This window comes from Cytobacillus sp. QJM3NY_8 (assembly GCF_056173585.1).
In genome coordinates this window covers 2883994-2899215 of the sequence record NZ_CM149681.1, presented here as the reverse complement: position 1 = coordinate 2899215, position 15222 = coordinate 2883994, and the positions used below count along the sequence as shown (strand labels likewise).

The following is a 15222-nucleotide window of genomic DNA, read 5'->3' as shown; positions in this document are numbered from 1 at the left end:
TCAGATTCCAGTAAGATTGAACTGAACAATGCTGTTTAAATTAAATACTCGTTCTAAATATTTAATTTTCAAAAAATATTGACAACTATCTAAAAAACAGATAAATTATAAAATAATATAAAGTTATAACATTATATTCTTTCAAGGGAGATACATAAATGCAGATAGATAAGAGTCTACATATACCTCTTTATAGACAAGTAGAGCAGATTCTGGAAGAGAAGATCATTTCAGGCCAATGGGAGGTGGGGAGCCAGCTGCCGACTGAGCAGGAGCTGTCCGATCGATTCGATGTCAGCACCATTACTGTTAAAAGAGCTGTGATTGAGCTTGTGAATAAAGGTTATCTCTTCAGACAGCGAGGCAAGGGAACCTTTGTATCCGGATCTGCAAAAGAGCAGGACCTTAATTCCATCATTTCGCTTTCCGGTGCGGAACAGGAACATCCACATGAAATGCTCAGCTTTAAATATGAAACAGCGGGTTCTGAAATTGCCCAGAAGTTAAGGATTGATCCTGAGGATGAGGTGATCAAAATTGAGAGATTAAAAGTGGAAAACAATGATCCTCTTGCATTGGAATATACCTATCTTCCGGCGGATAAATGTCAGGGGCTTACACCTGAAATGATCAATAACGACTTAATTTTTAACATCTTAAAAAATAGATTCCATATAGCACTAAAACGAGCCAGGGTATTTATCCGGCCATATATTCTTCCTGATCATCAGGCAAAGCTGCTTCATGTGGAACCGGGGACCCCAGTATTTGAGTGGGAGCGTACTACATACACAAAGCAAGAAGACATCATTGAGTTCTCCAAATTCTATATCCGCAGTGATAAAGAGGTTTATTATACAGAGGTTCAATTGTAAAAAAATGCTGAAATACAAAAGGACATTTTATAAATATAAAAGATATAAAGTTATAATATTATATCTTTATATTTTATATATAAATCAATCTCTTTAAATAGATTGATCCAAATTTAAAAGGGGGTATCGCTTTTATCAAGTCTTCATCTTAGAACAGCTCCTTAAGTTCACAAAAGCAAAAATAAACGAGGGGGAAATGAGTTGAAAAAGAAAGCTTATTTAATTGTATTGCTTTGTTTATTGCTTGTCACGGCTGCAGGATGCAGCGGCCAAACTGGAAGCTCTGCAGATGAAGGATCAGGAAAAAGTGATGAAAAGACACTTGTATTAGCGGCTTATGGAGGAAGCTATGAGCAAAAAATGAAGGAGGACTTGATCCCAAAGTTTGAGAAAGAGCATGGCGTAAAGGTGAAATATATTACGGGAAGCTCTGTTGATACCTTATCTAAGCTTCAGGCTCAAAAGGATAATCCTCAGATTGATGTAGCTTTCCTTGATGATGGTCCTCAAGCTCAGGCAAAGGCGTTTGGATTGCTGGCGCCATTGGATGAGAGTGTTGTTACGAATCTGGCAAATGTCTATGATATTGCAAAAGACAAGGATAATGTCGGCGTTGGATTCGGAATCATCTCAACCGGCTTGGCTTATAACAAGGATGTCTTCGAACAGAATGGCTGGGAACCGCCGACTTCCTGGAATGATTTGGCCGACCCGAAGTTTAAAGGAAAACTCGTACTCCCTTCCATTGCCAATACGTATGGGGTTCATTTCCTGCTCATGACGGCGATTGCCAATGGCGGAGATGAAGAAAACATTGAACCAGGCTTTGAAAAGATGAAGGAAATTGCCAAAAACGCGATCACTTTTGATAAAACAGCTGACGTTTCAAATTACTTCCTTCAAGGGCAGACAGTCGCAAGTGCATGGGGAAGCAGCCGGGTATTTACCCTTCAGGATAGCGGATTCCCGATTGAGTATGTCATTCCGGAAGAAGGGGCTCCAGCGTTGATGGCAACCGTCAGTGTGGTGAAGGATGCTCCAAACGGGGATCTTGCACAGGAATTTGTCAATTTTGTTCTGGATGAAGAAGCTCAGCTTCTATTTGCGAACTCCTTGTTTGACGGCCCTGTTAATAAGAATGTAAAGCTTGAAGGTGACATTGTCGATAAAGTGGCTTATGGGGAAGAGGAGATTGCCAAATTGATCAAAGTCGACTGGGAAGCTGTAAATGCTAAACGAGCAGAGTGGACAGAACGGGCCAATAAAGAAATCGAAGTAGCCCATTAAAAGAGAGGGGAAACGAATGAGTTACTTAAGCCTGGAAAACGTGGTCAAGACATTTAATAAAACAGAAGTGGTTAAAAAGCTCAGCCTTGGTATCCAAAAAGGGGAACTGGTCTCCTTTTTGGGACCTTCGGGCTGCGGAAAAACGACAACACTGAATATGATCGCCGGATTTCTGGAGGTGGATGGCGGGAAGATTGAGGTGGACGGCAAACCCGTTCACCTGCTTCCTCCCAATAAAAGAGAAATGGGCATGGTGTTCCAAAATTATGCTTTGTTTCCGCACATGACGGTTTTTGATAATGTCGCCTATGGACTTAAGCTGCGTAAAGTGCCAAAAAATGAAATAAACAAAAGGGTTCTGGAAGCATTGGAAATGGTACGTCTGGCTGGCTATGAAAAACGCTATCCAAAGGAATTATCCGGGGGACAGCAGCAGCGTGTTTCATTGGCAAGGGCCCTGGTCATTAAACCGAAGGTGCTTCTCCTTGATGAACCACTCAGCAATCTTGATGCAAAGCTGCGCCAGGAAATGCGTGAAGAAATAGTGGATATCCAAAAGCAGGTGGGGATTACAACGATATTTGTCACACATGACCAGGAGGAAGCATTGGCCATATCGGACCGAATCGCGGTCATGTACGAGGGCCGGATTGAACAGGTAGATGATCCGGCATCCATATATAACCATCCAAAGACTGATTTTGTGTCTCAGTTCATAGGGGAAGTCAACCACATTCAGGGGAAAGTCCTGGAAACCTATGAAAATAAGAAATGCAAAATGCACTTTTTTGGGAATGAACAGATCGTTTCAGTTCCATCTGTAAAGAATTCCGAAGTTCACTTTTTCATACGGCCGGAAAAAATCCAAATCGCCTTAGCACAATCAAATGATAGAAATGAGGCTTTTCAAACCAAGGTGGAAAGGAAAATGTTCCTCGGAGCCAAGACACGGTACATTCTGAAGGTACATGACCGGCATCTGATTGCAGATATTTCCAATACCGTTTTAAATCCCACCGAAATTAAAGAAGGAAACAGTGTCTACACGTATTGGAACCCTGAAGACCTGCTGCCTTCCAGAATGGCGAGGTGACTCACATGCAAGCCGGAATCGGAACGGAACATGACTTATTGCTTCAGCAAAAGAAAAAGAATTTGAATAAAAAACGGCTTGATACGTGGCTGCTTTTACTTCCGACGCTGGGGATCTTCATTTTCTTCTTTTTGCTGCCATTGTTTTTCTTATTTATTACAAGCTTTAAAAATTTTGATGCAAGTACCGGAGTGGGAAATGAGTGGACACTTCAGAACTACATCAAGTTCATGTCAGATCCTTTTTACCTTGGAGTGGTCTGGCGCACTGTGAAAATTGCTCTTTTAACGACTTTGATTACCATCATCATTTCTTATCCCGTAGCTTTTCAGATTTCCAGAGCAAAAGGAAGAACCAGGAATTATTTAACCCTTCTTGTGCTTTCCCCGCTTCTGATCAGCATGGTTATACGCTGCTACGGCTGGGTGATTCTTTTATCCAACAACGGTGTTGTTAATAATACTCTATTAAAGCTGGGCTGGATTGATCAGCCTTTAACCCTCTTATATACCGAACTGAGTGTGGTCATCGGGATGGTGCATGTTCTTTTCCCGTACATGGTGCTGAGCATCATGGGATCTCTTGAAAAAATAGACCCTTCTGTCATCAGAGCCTCGCAGAATCTTGGGGCCAGCTCCTTCAGAACTTTCTTTTCCATTTTGCTGCCGTTAACCTTGCCAGGCGTTTTCGCCGGTTCTGTTATGGTGTTCAGCTTAAGTGTCAGCTCATTTGTTACACCGGCTATTCTTGGCGGCCCGCAGGTGAAGGTTATGTCCTATTTAACGTATGAACAGGTAGCTGTCATGCTGAACTGGCCGTATGGAGGCGCAATTGGCTTCCTGCTAATCCTGATTGCCACCATTACCATCATCGCATACAGCAAAATCCTTGCCAGGTCTGAGAAAGGAGTGGCCATACAATGAGCAGGAAGTTGCCCAAGTATTTCTTTAACTTTGCTTGTTTACTGGTGTATATTTTCCTTCTGGCGCCAATCGTGGTTGTATTGCTTTCTTCCTTAACAACTACCGAATACATTGTATTCCCGCCAGAAGGCCTGACCCTCAGATGGTACACAGAATTAATTGAACATCCGGAATTTATGCAGTCCTTTACACTGAGCATTATTGTGGCGTTCGGAACCGCCATTATTTCCACCGCCATTGGCACTTTGGCTTCACTTGCGGTCGTCCGGCGCCAATTTAAAGGGAAGACAGCGATTGTTCAATTAGTGGGTTCGCCTCTCTTGATTCCATCTGTTGTGTTTGGTGTGGCTCTCTTGCAGTTTTACTCATGGATTGGCTTAGCTGCGAGCCCGCTTGCATTGATTTTGGGTCACATCATCTTAACGGTTCCATTTGTGATGCGCCTGGTTGTTGCAAGCCTTGTAGGCTTTGACCGTTCTATCGAACAAGCGGCCCTGAACCTTGGTGCAGGACCGATGAAAGTCTTCTTTCAAATCACACTGCCAATCATTAAATCAGGCGTGATAGCAGGCGCCATTTTTGCCTTTATTACTTCATTTGATGATTTAACAGTTGCTTTATTCATTGTCAGCACCGACGTTGTGACACTGCCAGTGCGGATCTACACATACATGCAATATCAATATGATCCGATTATTACATCCGTATCAAGCATTATGATTCTATTCACTGTTGTATTAATGCTTGTAATTGAAAGAGTGCTTGGTGTAGGGAAAGTGTTTTCCTCGAAAAATTAGATAGGAGAGGTCTTTATGCACATTGAGAAACATCCCGTTCTAAGCAGGCAGCTTCTCAAGCCTGTAACCATTTATTTCAATGATCAGCCATATCAGGCCTATACGCAGCAATCGGTCGCTGCCGCCTTAATGGCAAATGGAATTAAAAAATTGGGTGTCAGCAGAAAGCTGGTCCAATCAAGAGGATTATTCTGCTCGCGCGGGAGATGCTGCAGCTGCTATATGACGATTGACGGTGAGGATCATGTACGGAGCTGCATGACTGAAGTTGAAGATGGCATGCGAATATACCCGAATATGGATGACCCCGAGGTAAGGAGGGAGATTGATGAAGACTGATGTACTGATCATTGGAGGTGGTCCTGCAGGTCTATCAGCAGCAATTGAGACGGCATCAAGGGGACTGGATGTAACAATTGTTGACGAAGCTTCCAAACTTGGCGGGCAGCTTAACCAGCAGACTCAAGCGCTGCGTCCGCTTCCTTCTGTATATGAACCCATGCGTGGCTTTGAATTGGCAAAAAAACTAATCCAGCAGATTAAGGATTTTAATGTGAGGCCGCTCCTGAAACACCGTGCGGTTGGATTTTACGCAGATGGAAGTGCCGGAATTACCGATGAAGAAAATGTATTCCCTATAAAAGCAAAAAAGATTATTGTGGCTTCCGGAGCGGCTGAAAAGGCTGTGGCATTTCCAAAATGGACAATGCCGGGGATTATGACAATCGGTGCTGCACAGACATTGATCAATCGTGATTTTGTGTTGCCTGGGAGAGAAGCTGTTATTGTGGGCTCAAGTGATTTTGCCATGGAAACGGCAATGCAGCTAATGGCTGTCGGCACTCGGGTGAAAGCGATCATAGAAAAACAAAGTGAAGCTTCAGCAAAAGAGCAGGAAAAAGTAAGTGAACTGTCACGGAATGGAATTCCTTTTTATTTTAATAGTTTTATAAAAGAAGCAAGAGGAAATGGGCAGGTGGAACAGATTGATATTGAGATGCCAGACGAAGTCATTACCCTGAATGTGGACCTCATTTGCATGGATGGAGGCAGGATGCCCATACTGGATGTTTTTTACCAGCTGGGGTGTTCCTTTGGCTTTCAAGAGGAGCTGGGCGGCTGGGTCCCGCAATATAGTAATACATTCCAAACCGACAGGGAGGATGTATTCATAGCTGGGAATGCGGCTGGCATTAGCACTCAGGGTGCGTTGCTTTTAACAGGAATGATTGCCGGCATCAGTGTAAGTGAAGAACTGCAAACAATCAGCCCGGCAGAGGCAAATGAGATGAGAGAGGCACTTTGGAAAGAACTCGGATTATTGGAGTACAAAGAAGTGTACAGCGGAAGAGTTAAACATCTCGAGAACTTTACAAGCCCGGTACTGAAAGATCAATTTATCTCCTAGATAGGAAAAGAGAGAAGAAGGTGAATTAGTTGGATAAAACGACGATCATCTGCAGATGTGAAGAAATCAGCTGTGAGGAAGTGGAAGAGGTTATCAGCAATGGAGGAAGGACCTTTGATGATGTTAAGAGGATTACCCGCTGCGGAATGGGTCCTTGCCAGGCTAAAATCTGCACCAGCATGGTGGCAGAAATTATTCACCAGCAGACTGGGCTGTCACCTTCAGAGATTCCCCTGCCGAGGATGAGAATGCCGCTTTCCCCTATTAAGCTTGAAACACTGGGAACGAACAGTACATCCTTTAGTGCCGTCAAGTCTGTTCTGGATGAGGTGGAAATTGAAGAAGGGAAGGTGAGGTAATTGGAAACAAATTATGAAACGATTGTTATTGGAGGGGGTGTAGTGGGCAGCGGAATTGCTTACCACCTTTCTGAGCGATACAAAGAAGGCGTGCTTGTGCTTGATAAAAAATACCCCATGTCAGGCACCTCCGGATCCACCCAGGCCTGGGTATGGGTACATAATAAAACTCCTTCCTGGTATGCGGAATTTAGTATGTACAGTGCGGAACTCTATCCTTATCTGTCTAAAAAGATTGGAGACGTAGAATACAAACGGACAGGCGGACTTTCGCCTTTTTTCAATGAAAGTGATCGTGAAAAAGCACAGAAGCTCGCGGAATCTTATCGAAAAATCGGCATCAAAATCAAAGTCTTATCCAGGGAAGAAGTTCTCGAAAAAGAACCCTATATGAATCCGGAAGTAGCCGGGGCTACCTACAGCTCTATTGATGGCAATGTCAATCCATTCCGCCTTATTGATATGTATATGAGAGCAGCTAAAAGAAATGGCGTCCGCTATTCTGCTTATAATAAGGTAACTGAGATTAAAAAGCAGGATGGAACATATTTAGTAGTCTCAGATAAGGGTGCGTTTAAATGTAAAAACCTTATTCTGGCTGGCGGAACCTGGTCGAGAGAAATCGGTGACATGATTGGAGTTAAGATTCCTGTTAATCAATTAAGGGGGCAGATCCTGGTGTCTGAACCATTGAAGCCTTTCTTAAATTTTACAATCAGCGGATTAAGGCAGGCAAACAATGGGGAAGTTCTGATGGGCTATTCAATGGAAGAAGCAGGCTTTAATCGGGCAACAACGCTTGATGTGATTCAGGAAACAGCCAATATGGCAGTCCGATATGTACCCGGATTAAGAAAAGCTAAAATTGTCCGCGCCTTTTCCGGAATTCGGGCAATGCCTGAAGACGGCTTTCCGATTCTTGGTAAAGTACCAGGCCATGAAAGCCTTTATGTAGCCGCCACCCATAGCGGAGTAACACTATCTCCTTTAATTGGTACTCTTATAACAGAGTTAATCACAGAAGGGGAAACTTCGATTCCGATCGAAAGGTATTCTTTAAGCAGATTTGGTTAAAGAAAATAGTATTAAGTTATAATATTATAACTTTTTTAATAAGGTTGTCAGGAAAAACATTATGTAAACAAGATTGGAGGAAATAGGATGTCGCATTTGTATATAAGAGGAATTTCAGTGGATCAGACGAAGGAAATCAGTACCCAGCTGGTGAAAGACCTGGCTCGGCTTTGTGAGTGTGGAGAAGATAACTTTACATTGGAAGTTTTGAATTCAACTTTTGTGTTTGATAAAAATGAAGTTCCAGCATATCCATTTATAGAAGTTAAGTGGTTTGACAGGGGCAAAGCAATTCAAAACCAATTTGCCGGGATTATTTCGAAATATGTTCGGTCGCTTGGAGTGCCGGAGGTAGAAGTTGCATTTTCAGCCTTTTTAGAGGCGGATTATTATTTGAATGGGAAGAGTTTTGCGGAAGAGTAAGCAATGAAGCAAAAATTATAATGTTATATTTTTATAACTTTGATTCCTGAAGTGTTACCGGAAGGGGAAACTTGTTCATGAATAAAGTCTACCAATTTATTGAGGAAAACTCAGATATGTATATCGAATGGCTGATTGAAGCATGCAATCAGCCTAGTGTTTCGGCTCAAAATAGAGGGATGCTCAAGATGAAAGAACTTGTAAAAACTTTTTTGCAAAGAGTGGATGCAAGTGTAGAAGAAATTGAAACTGATGGTTTTCCTATTATTTATGCACATCTTGATAGTGAAAAGGAAAAGACATTAACTTTCTACAATCACTATGATGTGCAGCCTGAGGTCCCTGTTGAACAGTGGCTCAGTGATCCCTTCAAGGCAGATATAAGAAATGGCCAAATTTTTGCACGTGGTGTTGCGGATAACAAGGGTAATCTTATAGCTAGAATTTGCGCAGTACATGCATACCAGCAGGTGTATGGCAAACTGCCGATAAATATCAAGTTTATATTTGAGGGAGAGGAAGAAGTAGGAAGCCCTCATTTGGAATACTTTGCAAACCAATTCCCTGATAAGTTGGAAACTGATGGTATTATCTGGGAAGGGGGGACTCGAGGGGTAAAGGATCGGAGACCACACGTCGGTTTAGGGGTTAAGGGAATTTGCTATGTTGAGCTAATATGCAAAGGAGCCAAATTTGATCTTCATTCCTCTGAGGCTGCAATAATAGAGAACCCTGCATGGAGATTAATATGGGCGCTAAACTCACTAAAAGATGAACAGGAAAACATTTTAATTGAGGGCTTTTATGACGATGTGATTTCACTTAGTGAAAAAGATAGAATCTTTATTCAATCGATGGATTTTAATGAGGAAGAAATAAAAAAACTATATGGCATAAAAAGCTTTCTAAAAAATGTTACTGGAAATGAATTAAAAGAAACTCTAACCGCTGAACCAACCTGTACTATTTGCGGTATAAATTCGGGATATACAGGTGAAGGCACCAAAACAGTCCTGCCATCGACTGCAATGGTCAAACTTGATTTTCGCCTAGTACCAAACCAGACACCTGAAAAAATAGCAGATCTACTAAGGAAGCATTTAGATAAGAGCGGGTTTCATGATATAGAGATAAGGCAATCTCATGGGATTCATCCGTTTAACACTGATCCATCTAACCGTTTCGTTGAAGTTGTGCTTGAAAGTGTAGATCAAGTTTATGTTGAACCGCCAGTTATTCTCCGAAACTTAGCAGGTTCAAGCCCTATGTATAAAATGCTGAAAAATACCGGCATTCCTGCGGTGCAAATTGGTGTAGCCAATTTGCAGTCAAACTACCACGCTCCAAATGAAAATATTTTTATCGATGACTATATTCAAGGCATTAAAGTGACTGCAGCAGTGATGAAGAATTTCAGTCAATAGTCAATTATCTGAAATATATAAAAGTAGTAACAGGGGGAAGATGTAAATGAAAAAAACATTAAATTATCTAATTGTTTTTTTGCTTATTTCAGTAATAGTTGTTTCTGGCTGCAGCAGTAACACTGAATCCACTGGCGGTAATGATAATGGAAAAGAAGGCAGTGAGAAAACAAGCCTGGTAATTGCGCAAAGTGCTGATATTACTACTCTAGATCCCCAGAATTCATTAAGTACCAATGGAGATCGTGTTTTCAGAAATATGTTCAGCAGATTGTTTAGTCGTGATAGTAAAATGGAGATTCAACCGGAACTTGTTGAAAAATATGAAAATATCGATGATGTTACTTGGCAATTTAAATTAAAAGAAGGTGTTACTTTCCATAATGGAGACCCATTAACAGCCGAAGATGTTAAGTTTAGCCTTGAAAGAGTAATGAATGATGAATCTTTAAAGGAGTATCCTTATTTCACTCAAATTAAGGAAGTAAATTCCATTGACGAATTAACTGTTGAAATTGTGACAGATGGACCTATGCCAACGTTATTAAGATTATTGGCAAAAAGTGGTGCGGATGTAATTCCCAAAAAGTACTTCGAGGAGATGGGACTTGAGGAATTTCAAAAGAATCCAATTGGTTCAGGACCATACAAATATGTGGATTGGAAACGGGATGATAGAGTCGTTCTCGAAGCGTATAATGATTATTTTGGTGATAAACCAAAATGGAAAGAAGTTGTAGTCAGAGCCATACCTGAGAGCTCTACCCGTGTAGGAGAATTGCTGACTGGAGGCGTAGATATTGCAACCGACATTCCACCTAATGAGTGGGATCGGGTGAATGGAGAGAGCGGGATATCACTTATAAATGGGGATACAACACGTGTCATGCTTTTAATGCTTCGCCATACAGAGGGTACTGTTACCGCAGACCCCAAAGTTCGGGAAGCCATTGATCTTGCTATTAATGAGCAGGCTATTGTTGATTCTGTTTTAAAGGGAACTGCTGTACCAGTTCAATCCCGAGTTCCAGAAGGTGTATTAGGATCAAATCCAGATTTATATGATTCATATGCTTATGATTTAGAAAAAGCGAAAAAACTGTTAGCAGAAGCAGGATATAAAGATGGGCTGGAACTAACATTTACAGCACCTAAGGGCAGGTATCCGCTGGATGGTGAAGTAGCACAATTGGTTGCGAGCATGCTTGGAGAAGCAGGGATTAAAGTGAATTTACAGCTGCTTGAGTCTAGCGCCTTCCTGGATGTATATAACTCCAAATCTAATAAAGAATTAATCATGATAGGATTGGCGGATGGCCTCCTCGATGCATCTTATTCATTAGTTCATTACACAAAAGAACGTGCAGCCGGGCAAACAGATTATTATAACGAAGAAGTTGAGAAGCTTTTCCACGATGCAGGCCGTAATCTTAATGAAGATGAGAGGGTAAAACAATATCAAAAAATACAAGAGATTGTAGCTGAAGAAAGACCTCACATTTTTCTTTTCCAGCAAGGAGCCAATTATGGGGTTAGTGATAATGTACAATTTGAACCGAGGTTGGATGAAGTCATAAACTTCTCAGATATCACTTTAAAATAATACTATTTGCGGGGCTGGAAAGTTGAAAGGTCCAGTCCCGCTTCATAATATAGGAGGTCTGGCCTTGAAAAAGTATCTTTTACGAAGATTTCTGCAAATTATACCAGTCCTATTTATAATCACATTTGTTGTATTTGTATTGGTATATTTGGCAGGTGACCCAGTCTCTTTAATGCTGCCTGAAGATGCGTCTGAAGCAGATAGAGAGGCTTTGAGAGAAGCCTTAGGTTTAAATGAGCCTTTTGTATATCAGTATTTCCATTTTATTGGAGATTTGATCACAGGAAATTTTGGGACATCTTTCAGATATAATCAGGAGGCATTGCCCCTGGTTTTAGAGAGGCTTCCAGCAACATTTGAATTAGCTGCAGCTTCGATGCTGGTAGCTATTATTATCGCAATACCCTTAGGAATATATTCAGCAAAAAAGAGAAATAGCTTCATTGACTTGTTTATTACAGGTGGATCTGTGCTGGGAAAAGCCATGCCGAATTTCTGGCTTGGAATCATGCTGATATTATTATTGGCCGTAAATTATCAGCTATTCCCCGTTTCCGGCAGAGGATCGGTTATGCATATGGTTTTACCTGCGATAACCCTGGGAACAGGCATCGCTGCAGAAATGACAAGGTTAATTAGATCAAGTATGTTAGAAATTTTAAATCAAGATTATATTCGTACAGCTAAAAGTAAAGGTGCAAGTGAAATGAGCGTAGTCTTTAAGCATGCCTTCCGGAATTCCTTAATCCCCGTAGTAACCATAATGGGGCTGCAAGTGTCACATCTTGTCAGTGGAGCACTAATAACTGAAACTGTCTTTTCATGGCCAGGGTTAGGTCTGCTTTTGGTTCAAGCAGTTAATGGAAGAGATATGGCTGTCGTCCAAGCTTCCGTTTTTGTGATTGCCATATTGGTTATTGTTGTCAACCTGCTTACTGATATCGTTTATCGTGTTTTGGACCCAAGAATTAATTATTCATAGGAGGTGTATCTCATGGAAGCAGAAGTAAAAATGAGTTCCGAAACTACCATAAGCACCGCCCAGAGAAGAAAACCATGGGTAAGATGGATAAAGCTGCTGCTTCAAAGCAAAACAGGAACTGTGGGGTTCTTAATTGTTTCTTTAGTTATATTTGTTGCTATATTCGCTGATGTTTTGGCTCCGCATGATCCAGCATCGAATAATTTGGGTGATATGTTAAAGCCCCCTGTGTGGCTAGATGGCGGTTCACAAAATTATATTCTAGGAACAGATAATTTAGGGAGAGATATATTGAGCCGTATTATTTATGGCTCGCGTGTTTCCTTGCTTGTTGGGGTTTTTTCTGTTATTTTAGCCGGCTTCATAGGTATAATTATCGGACTAATATCAGGATATTATGGTGGAGTTATAGATAACTTATTAATGAGAATTGTAGATTCATTCTTGGCGATTCCCAGCATTCTTTTCATCCTTGTCGTTCTTGCCGTCTTTGATCCTAGTATTTTGGTTCTGATTATTGTAATTGGGTTAACTAATTGGGTTACATATGCCAGAGTTGTCAGGGGAGAGGTCTTAAGTATTAAAGAAAGGGAGTTTGTAAAGGCTTCAAAATCAATAGGTACAAATAGTTTAACCATTATGCTGCAGCATATCCTTCCTAACATCCTTTCTTCATTTATTGTGATATCAACTTTAAGCGTTGCTACGACTATAGTTTTAGAAGCATCGCTAAGTTTTCTTGGATTGGGGATTCAGCCTCCAGATGTTTCCTGGGGCGGAATGTTAACAGATGGAAGAAACTATCTAGCAACTAATTGGTGGCTTGCTACTTTTCCTGGCATTGCCATAACAATCACAGTCCTTGGGATTATCTTTTTGGGGGACTGGCTGCGAGATGTACTTGATCCACGAACACAGGTGAAAAAATAGGAGGGATGATCTCTTGGGTGAAACTGATACGTTATTAGAAGTGAAGGATTTGAAAACTCACTTTTTTACAGAGGACAGTGTAATTCCCTCGGTAAATGGAGTTTCTTTTACCGTAAAGAAAGGGGAAACAATTGGCATAGTAGGTGAATCTGGGTGTGGAAAAAGTGTTACTTCACTGTCAATTCTTCAATTGGTAAGTAAGCCAGGGAGAATTGTAGGAGGACAAATATTATTAAATGGAACTGACTTAACGAAAAATTCAAATAAACAGATGAGGAAAATCAGAGGAAATAAAATATCGATGATTTTTCAAGAACCTCTGACGTCCCTAAACCCTGTCTTTTCGATTGGCAGGCAAATATCAGAATCAATTAGACTTCATCAAAAGATTGATAGAAGAAAAGCGAAAGAACTGGCAATTGATATGCTCTCAAAGGTGGGTATATCAAATGGAGATAATTTATACAACTCTTTTCCTCATCAATTGAGTGGGGGTATGAGACAGAGGGTAATGATTGCAATGGCTTTATCGTGCAGACCTCAATTATTGATTGCCGATGAACCAACTACTGCTTTAGATGTTACGATTCAGGCACAAATCCTTAAACTCATGAAAAATTTAAGGGAAGAATATAATACCTCTATAATAATGATCACTCATGATTTAGGAGTAGTGGCAGAAATGGCAGATCGTGTGATTGTTATGTACGCTGGACAAATTGTAGAACAAAATAATGTATTTGAACTTTTCAAAAATCCAAAACACCCATATACCCAGGGTCTTTTGAACAGTACCCCAAAAATTCATCAGTTAAAGGACCAATTAGAATCAATAGAAGGGAATGTTCCCACTCCATCCAACTTGCCAAAAGGCTGCAAATTCCATCCAAGATGCCCGTTTTCAATGGAAAAGTGCAGTCAGCAAGATCCACCTTTACTTCAAGTGAATGCAGAATCTTCAGTGAGATGCTGGATTCATGAAGATAAAGAGGTGATAGGACTATGAATAGCATACTGGAAGAAAATAGTGTTAATCAGGAGTGCTTATTAAAAATTGAAGGGCTGAAAAAGTATTATGAAACTTCTTCTGATTTTTTTGGCAGAAAAAAGAATTACGTAAAAGCTGTTGATAATATTAGCCTATATGTCAATAAGGGCGAGACATTAGGCATAGTAGGGGAATCAGGCTGCGGCAAATCTACAACTGGCACTACTATCTTAAGAATGCAGGAGCCCACTGAAGGAAAAATTTATTTTGAAGGAACAGAATTAACATCGCTGAATCACAATGAAATGCAAAAAATTAGAAAAGACATACAAATGGTCTTTCAAGATCCATATTCATCATTAAATCCAAGAATGAGAGTCTTTGATATTATCGCTGAGCCCCTGAGAACCCATAAAACTGCTAAAGGGAAAGAGCTTGAAAACATAATATTTGACCTTATGGAAACTGTTGGCCTAGATCGCTCCTTCTCCAAAAGGTATCCACATGAATTTAGTGGTGGACAGCGGCAACGTATAGGTATTGCTAGAGCACTTGCTCTAAAACCAAAATTAATTATTTGCGATGAGCCGGTTTCTGCTCTTGACGTTTCAATTCAGGCGCAAATATTAAATTTGCTAATAGATTTACAGAGGAAATTCAATCTAACGTATGTATTTATTGCGCATGGAATTCCTGCTGTTAAATATATTAGCGACCGAATTGCGGTCATGTATATGGGGGAAGTTGTGGAACTGGCTTTAAAAGAAGATTTATTTAATGAGACCATGCATCCATATACCAAAGGATTAATTTCTGCTGTTCCGGTACCAGATCCAACTTTAAGGGACAGAAAGGACAAAGTATATATTCACGGCGACGATCTTCCAAAACAGGTGGAGGATGCAACTGGATGTAAATTTTACTCGCGTTGCCCATTCAGGCAGCAAGTATGTAAAGTCGAAAGACCAAAATTAAAACAAGTAAGACATGATCATTTTGTATCCTGTCATTTTCCATTACAGTAAATAAATTTTATTAGAGAGGAATGTTTAATCC

Annotated in this window: 16 protein-coding genes; all 16 read left to right on the top strand. The window is 40.7% G+C overall.

Annotation, left to right across the window (positions count from 1 at the left end; genetic code table 11):
• Positions 1–158 precede the first annotated feature (158 nt).
• Entirely contained in the window at positions 159–875 is a 717-nt protein-coding gene (locus AC0VZ9_RS15050; RefSeq protein WP_009334210.1) for a GntR family transcriptional regulator, read from the top strand.
• Between the two features lie 201 nt (positions 876–1076).
• A complete protein-coding gene (locus AC0VZ9_RS15045; protein WP_009334211.1) occupies positions 1077–2162 on the top strand; it encodes an ABC transporter substrate-binding protein in 1086 nt (361 codons plus the stop codon).
• 16 nt (positions 2163–2178) lie between these two features.
• Positions 2179–3255, top strand: a complete 1077-nt coding sequence (locus tag AC0VZ9_RS15040; protein WP_019383438.1) for an ABC transporter ATP-binding protein — start codon at positions 2179–2181, stop codon at positions 3253–3255.
• Between the two features lie 5 nt (positions 3256–3260).
• Positions 3261–4178, top strand: coding sequence for an ABC transporter permease (locus AC0VZ9_RS15035; RefSeq protein WP_009334213.1), 918 nt, complete (start codon positions 3261–3263; stop codon positions 4176–4178).
• Positions 4175–4975 carry an ABC transporter permease gene (locus AC0VZ9_RS15030; RefSeq protein WP_256815491.1) on the top strand — a complete coding sequence of 267 codons (801 nt, stop codon included), beginning with the start codon at positions 4175–4177 and terminating at the stop codon, positions 4973–4975. Before AC0VZ9_RS15035 ends, AC0VZ9_RS15030 begins: the two co-directional genes overlap by 4 nt.
• Before the next feature lie 15 nt (positions 4976–4990).
• Entirely contained in the window at positions 4991–5314 is a 324-nt protein-coding gene (locus AC0VZ9_RS15025; protein ID WP_009334215.1) for a (2Fe-2S)-binding protein, read from the top strand.
• On the top strand, positions 5304–6383 hold the full coding sequence (locus AC0VZ9_RS15020; protein ID WP_475396386.1) for an NAD(P)/FAD-dependent oxidoreductase: 1080 nt from the start codon (positions 5304–5306) through the stop codon (positions 6381–6383). Before AC0VZ9_RS15025 ends, AC0VZ9_RS15020 begins: the two co-directional genes overlap by 11 nt.
• A 29-nt stretch (positions 6384–6412) precedes the next feature.
• Complete coding sequence (locus AC0VZ9_RS15015) at positions 6413–6742, top strand: (2Fe-2S)-binding protein (protein WP_019383443.1); 330 nt, start codon at positions 6413–6415, stop codon at positions 6740–6742.
• Positions 6743–7816: an NAD(P)/FAD-dependent oxidoreductase gene (locus tag AC0VZ9_RS15010; protein ID WP_192908696.1), complete on the top strand. Its 1074-nt coding sequence runs from the start codon at positions 6743–6745 to the stop codon at positions 7814–7816.
• Between the two features lie 87 nt (positions 7817–7903).
• Positions 7904–8239, top strand: coding sequence for a DUF1904 family protein (locus AC0VZ9_RS15005; protein ID WP_475396385.1), 336 nt, complete (start codon positions 7904–7906; stop codon positions 8237–8239).
• 77 nt (positions 8240–8316) lie between these two features.
• Positions 8317–9663 (top strand): M20 family metallopeptidase, encoded by a 1347-nt coding sequence (locus AC0VZ9_RS15000; RefSeq protein WP_009334220.1) that lies wholly within the window; start codon positions 8317–8319, stop codon positions 9661–9663.
• Positions 9664–9709: 46 nt separating this feature from the next.
• Positions 9710–11266 carry an ABC transporter substrate-binding protein gene (locus tag AC0VZ9_RS14995; protein ID WP_009334221.1) on the top strand — a complete coding sequence of 519 codons (1557 nt, stop codon included), beginning with the start codon at positions 9710–9712 and terminating at the stop codon, positions 11264–11266.
• Between the two features lie 64 nt (positions 11267–11330).
• Positions 11331–12248, top strand: coding sequence for an ABC transporter permease (locus tag AC0VZ9_RS14990; RefSeq protein ID WP_475396384.1), 918 nt, complete (start codon positions 11331–11333; stop codon positions 12246–12248).
• A 12-nt stretch (positions 12249–12260) separates the two neighbouring features.
• Positions 12261–13178, top strand: coding sequence for an ABC transporter permease (locus tag AC0VZ9_RS14985; RefSeq protein WP_372675460.1), 918 nt, complete (start codon positions 12261–12263; stop codon positions 13176–13178).
• Between the two features lie 13 nt (positions 13179–13191).
• The gene (locus AC0VZ9_RS14980; protein WP_009334224.1) at positions 13192–14184 is read left to right on the top strand and encodes an ABC transporter ATP-binding protein; all 993 of its coding nucleotides are present in this window, start codon (positions 13192–13194) and stop codon (positions 14182–14184) included.
• A complete protein-coding gene (locus AC0VZ9_RS14975; RefSeq protein ID WP_009334225.1) occupies positions 14181–15191 on the top strand; it encodes an ABC transporter ATP-binding protein in 1011 nt (336 codons plus the stop codon). The genes AC0VZ9_RS14980 and AC0VZ9_RS14975 overlap by 4 nt, the downstream gene beginning before the upstream one ends.
• Positions 15192–15222: the final 31 nt, after the last annotated feature.

Bases quoted from the DNA above. Each gene is read 5' to 3' on its own strand.
- AC0VZ9_RS15050 (WP_009334210.1), top strand. From the start codon at position 159: ATGCAGATAGATAAGAGTCTACATATACCTCTTTATAGACAAGTAGAG.
- AC0VZ9_RS15040 (WP_019383438.1), top strand. From the start codon at position 2,179: ATGAGTTACTTAAGCCTGGAAAACGTGGTCAAGACATTTAATAAAACA.
- AC0VZ9_RS15035 (WP_009334213.1), top strand. From the start codon at position 3,261: ATGCAAGCCGGAATCGGAACGGAACATGACTTATTGCTTCAGCAAAAG.
- AC0VZ9_RS15030 (WP_256815491.1), top strand. From the start codon at position 4,175: ATGAGCAGGAAGTTGCCCAAGTATTTCTTTAACTTTGCTTGTTTACTG.
- AC0VZ9_RS15025 (WP_009334215.1), top strand. From the start codon at position 4,991: ATGCACATTGAGAAACATCCCGTTCTAAGCAGGCAGCTTCTCAAGCCT.
- AC0VZ9_RS15020 (WP_475396386.1), top strand. From the start codon at position 5,304: ATGAAGACTGATGTACTGATCATTGGAGGTGGTCCTGCAGGTCTATCA.
- AC0VZ9_RS15005 (WP_475396385.1), top strand. From the start codon at position 7,904: ATGTCGCATTTGTATATAAGAGGAATTTCAGTGGATCAGACGAAGGAA.
- AC0VZ9_RS15000 (WP_009334220.1), top strand. From the start codon at position 8,317: ATGAATAAAGTCTACCAATTTATTGAGGAAAACTCAGATATGTATATC.
- AC0VZ9_RS14995 (WP_009334221.1), top strand. From the start codon at position 9,710: ATGAAAAAAACATTAAATTATCTAATTGTTTTTTTGCTTATTTCAGTA.
- AC0VZ9_RS14985 (WP_372675460.1), top strand. From the start codon at position 12,261: ATGGAAGCAGAAGTAAAAATGAGTTCCGAAACTACCATAAGCACCGCC.
- AC0VZ9_RS14975 (WP_009334225.1), top strand. From the start codon at position 14,181: ATGAATAGCATACTGGAAGAAAATAGTGTTAATCAGGAGTGCTTATTA.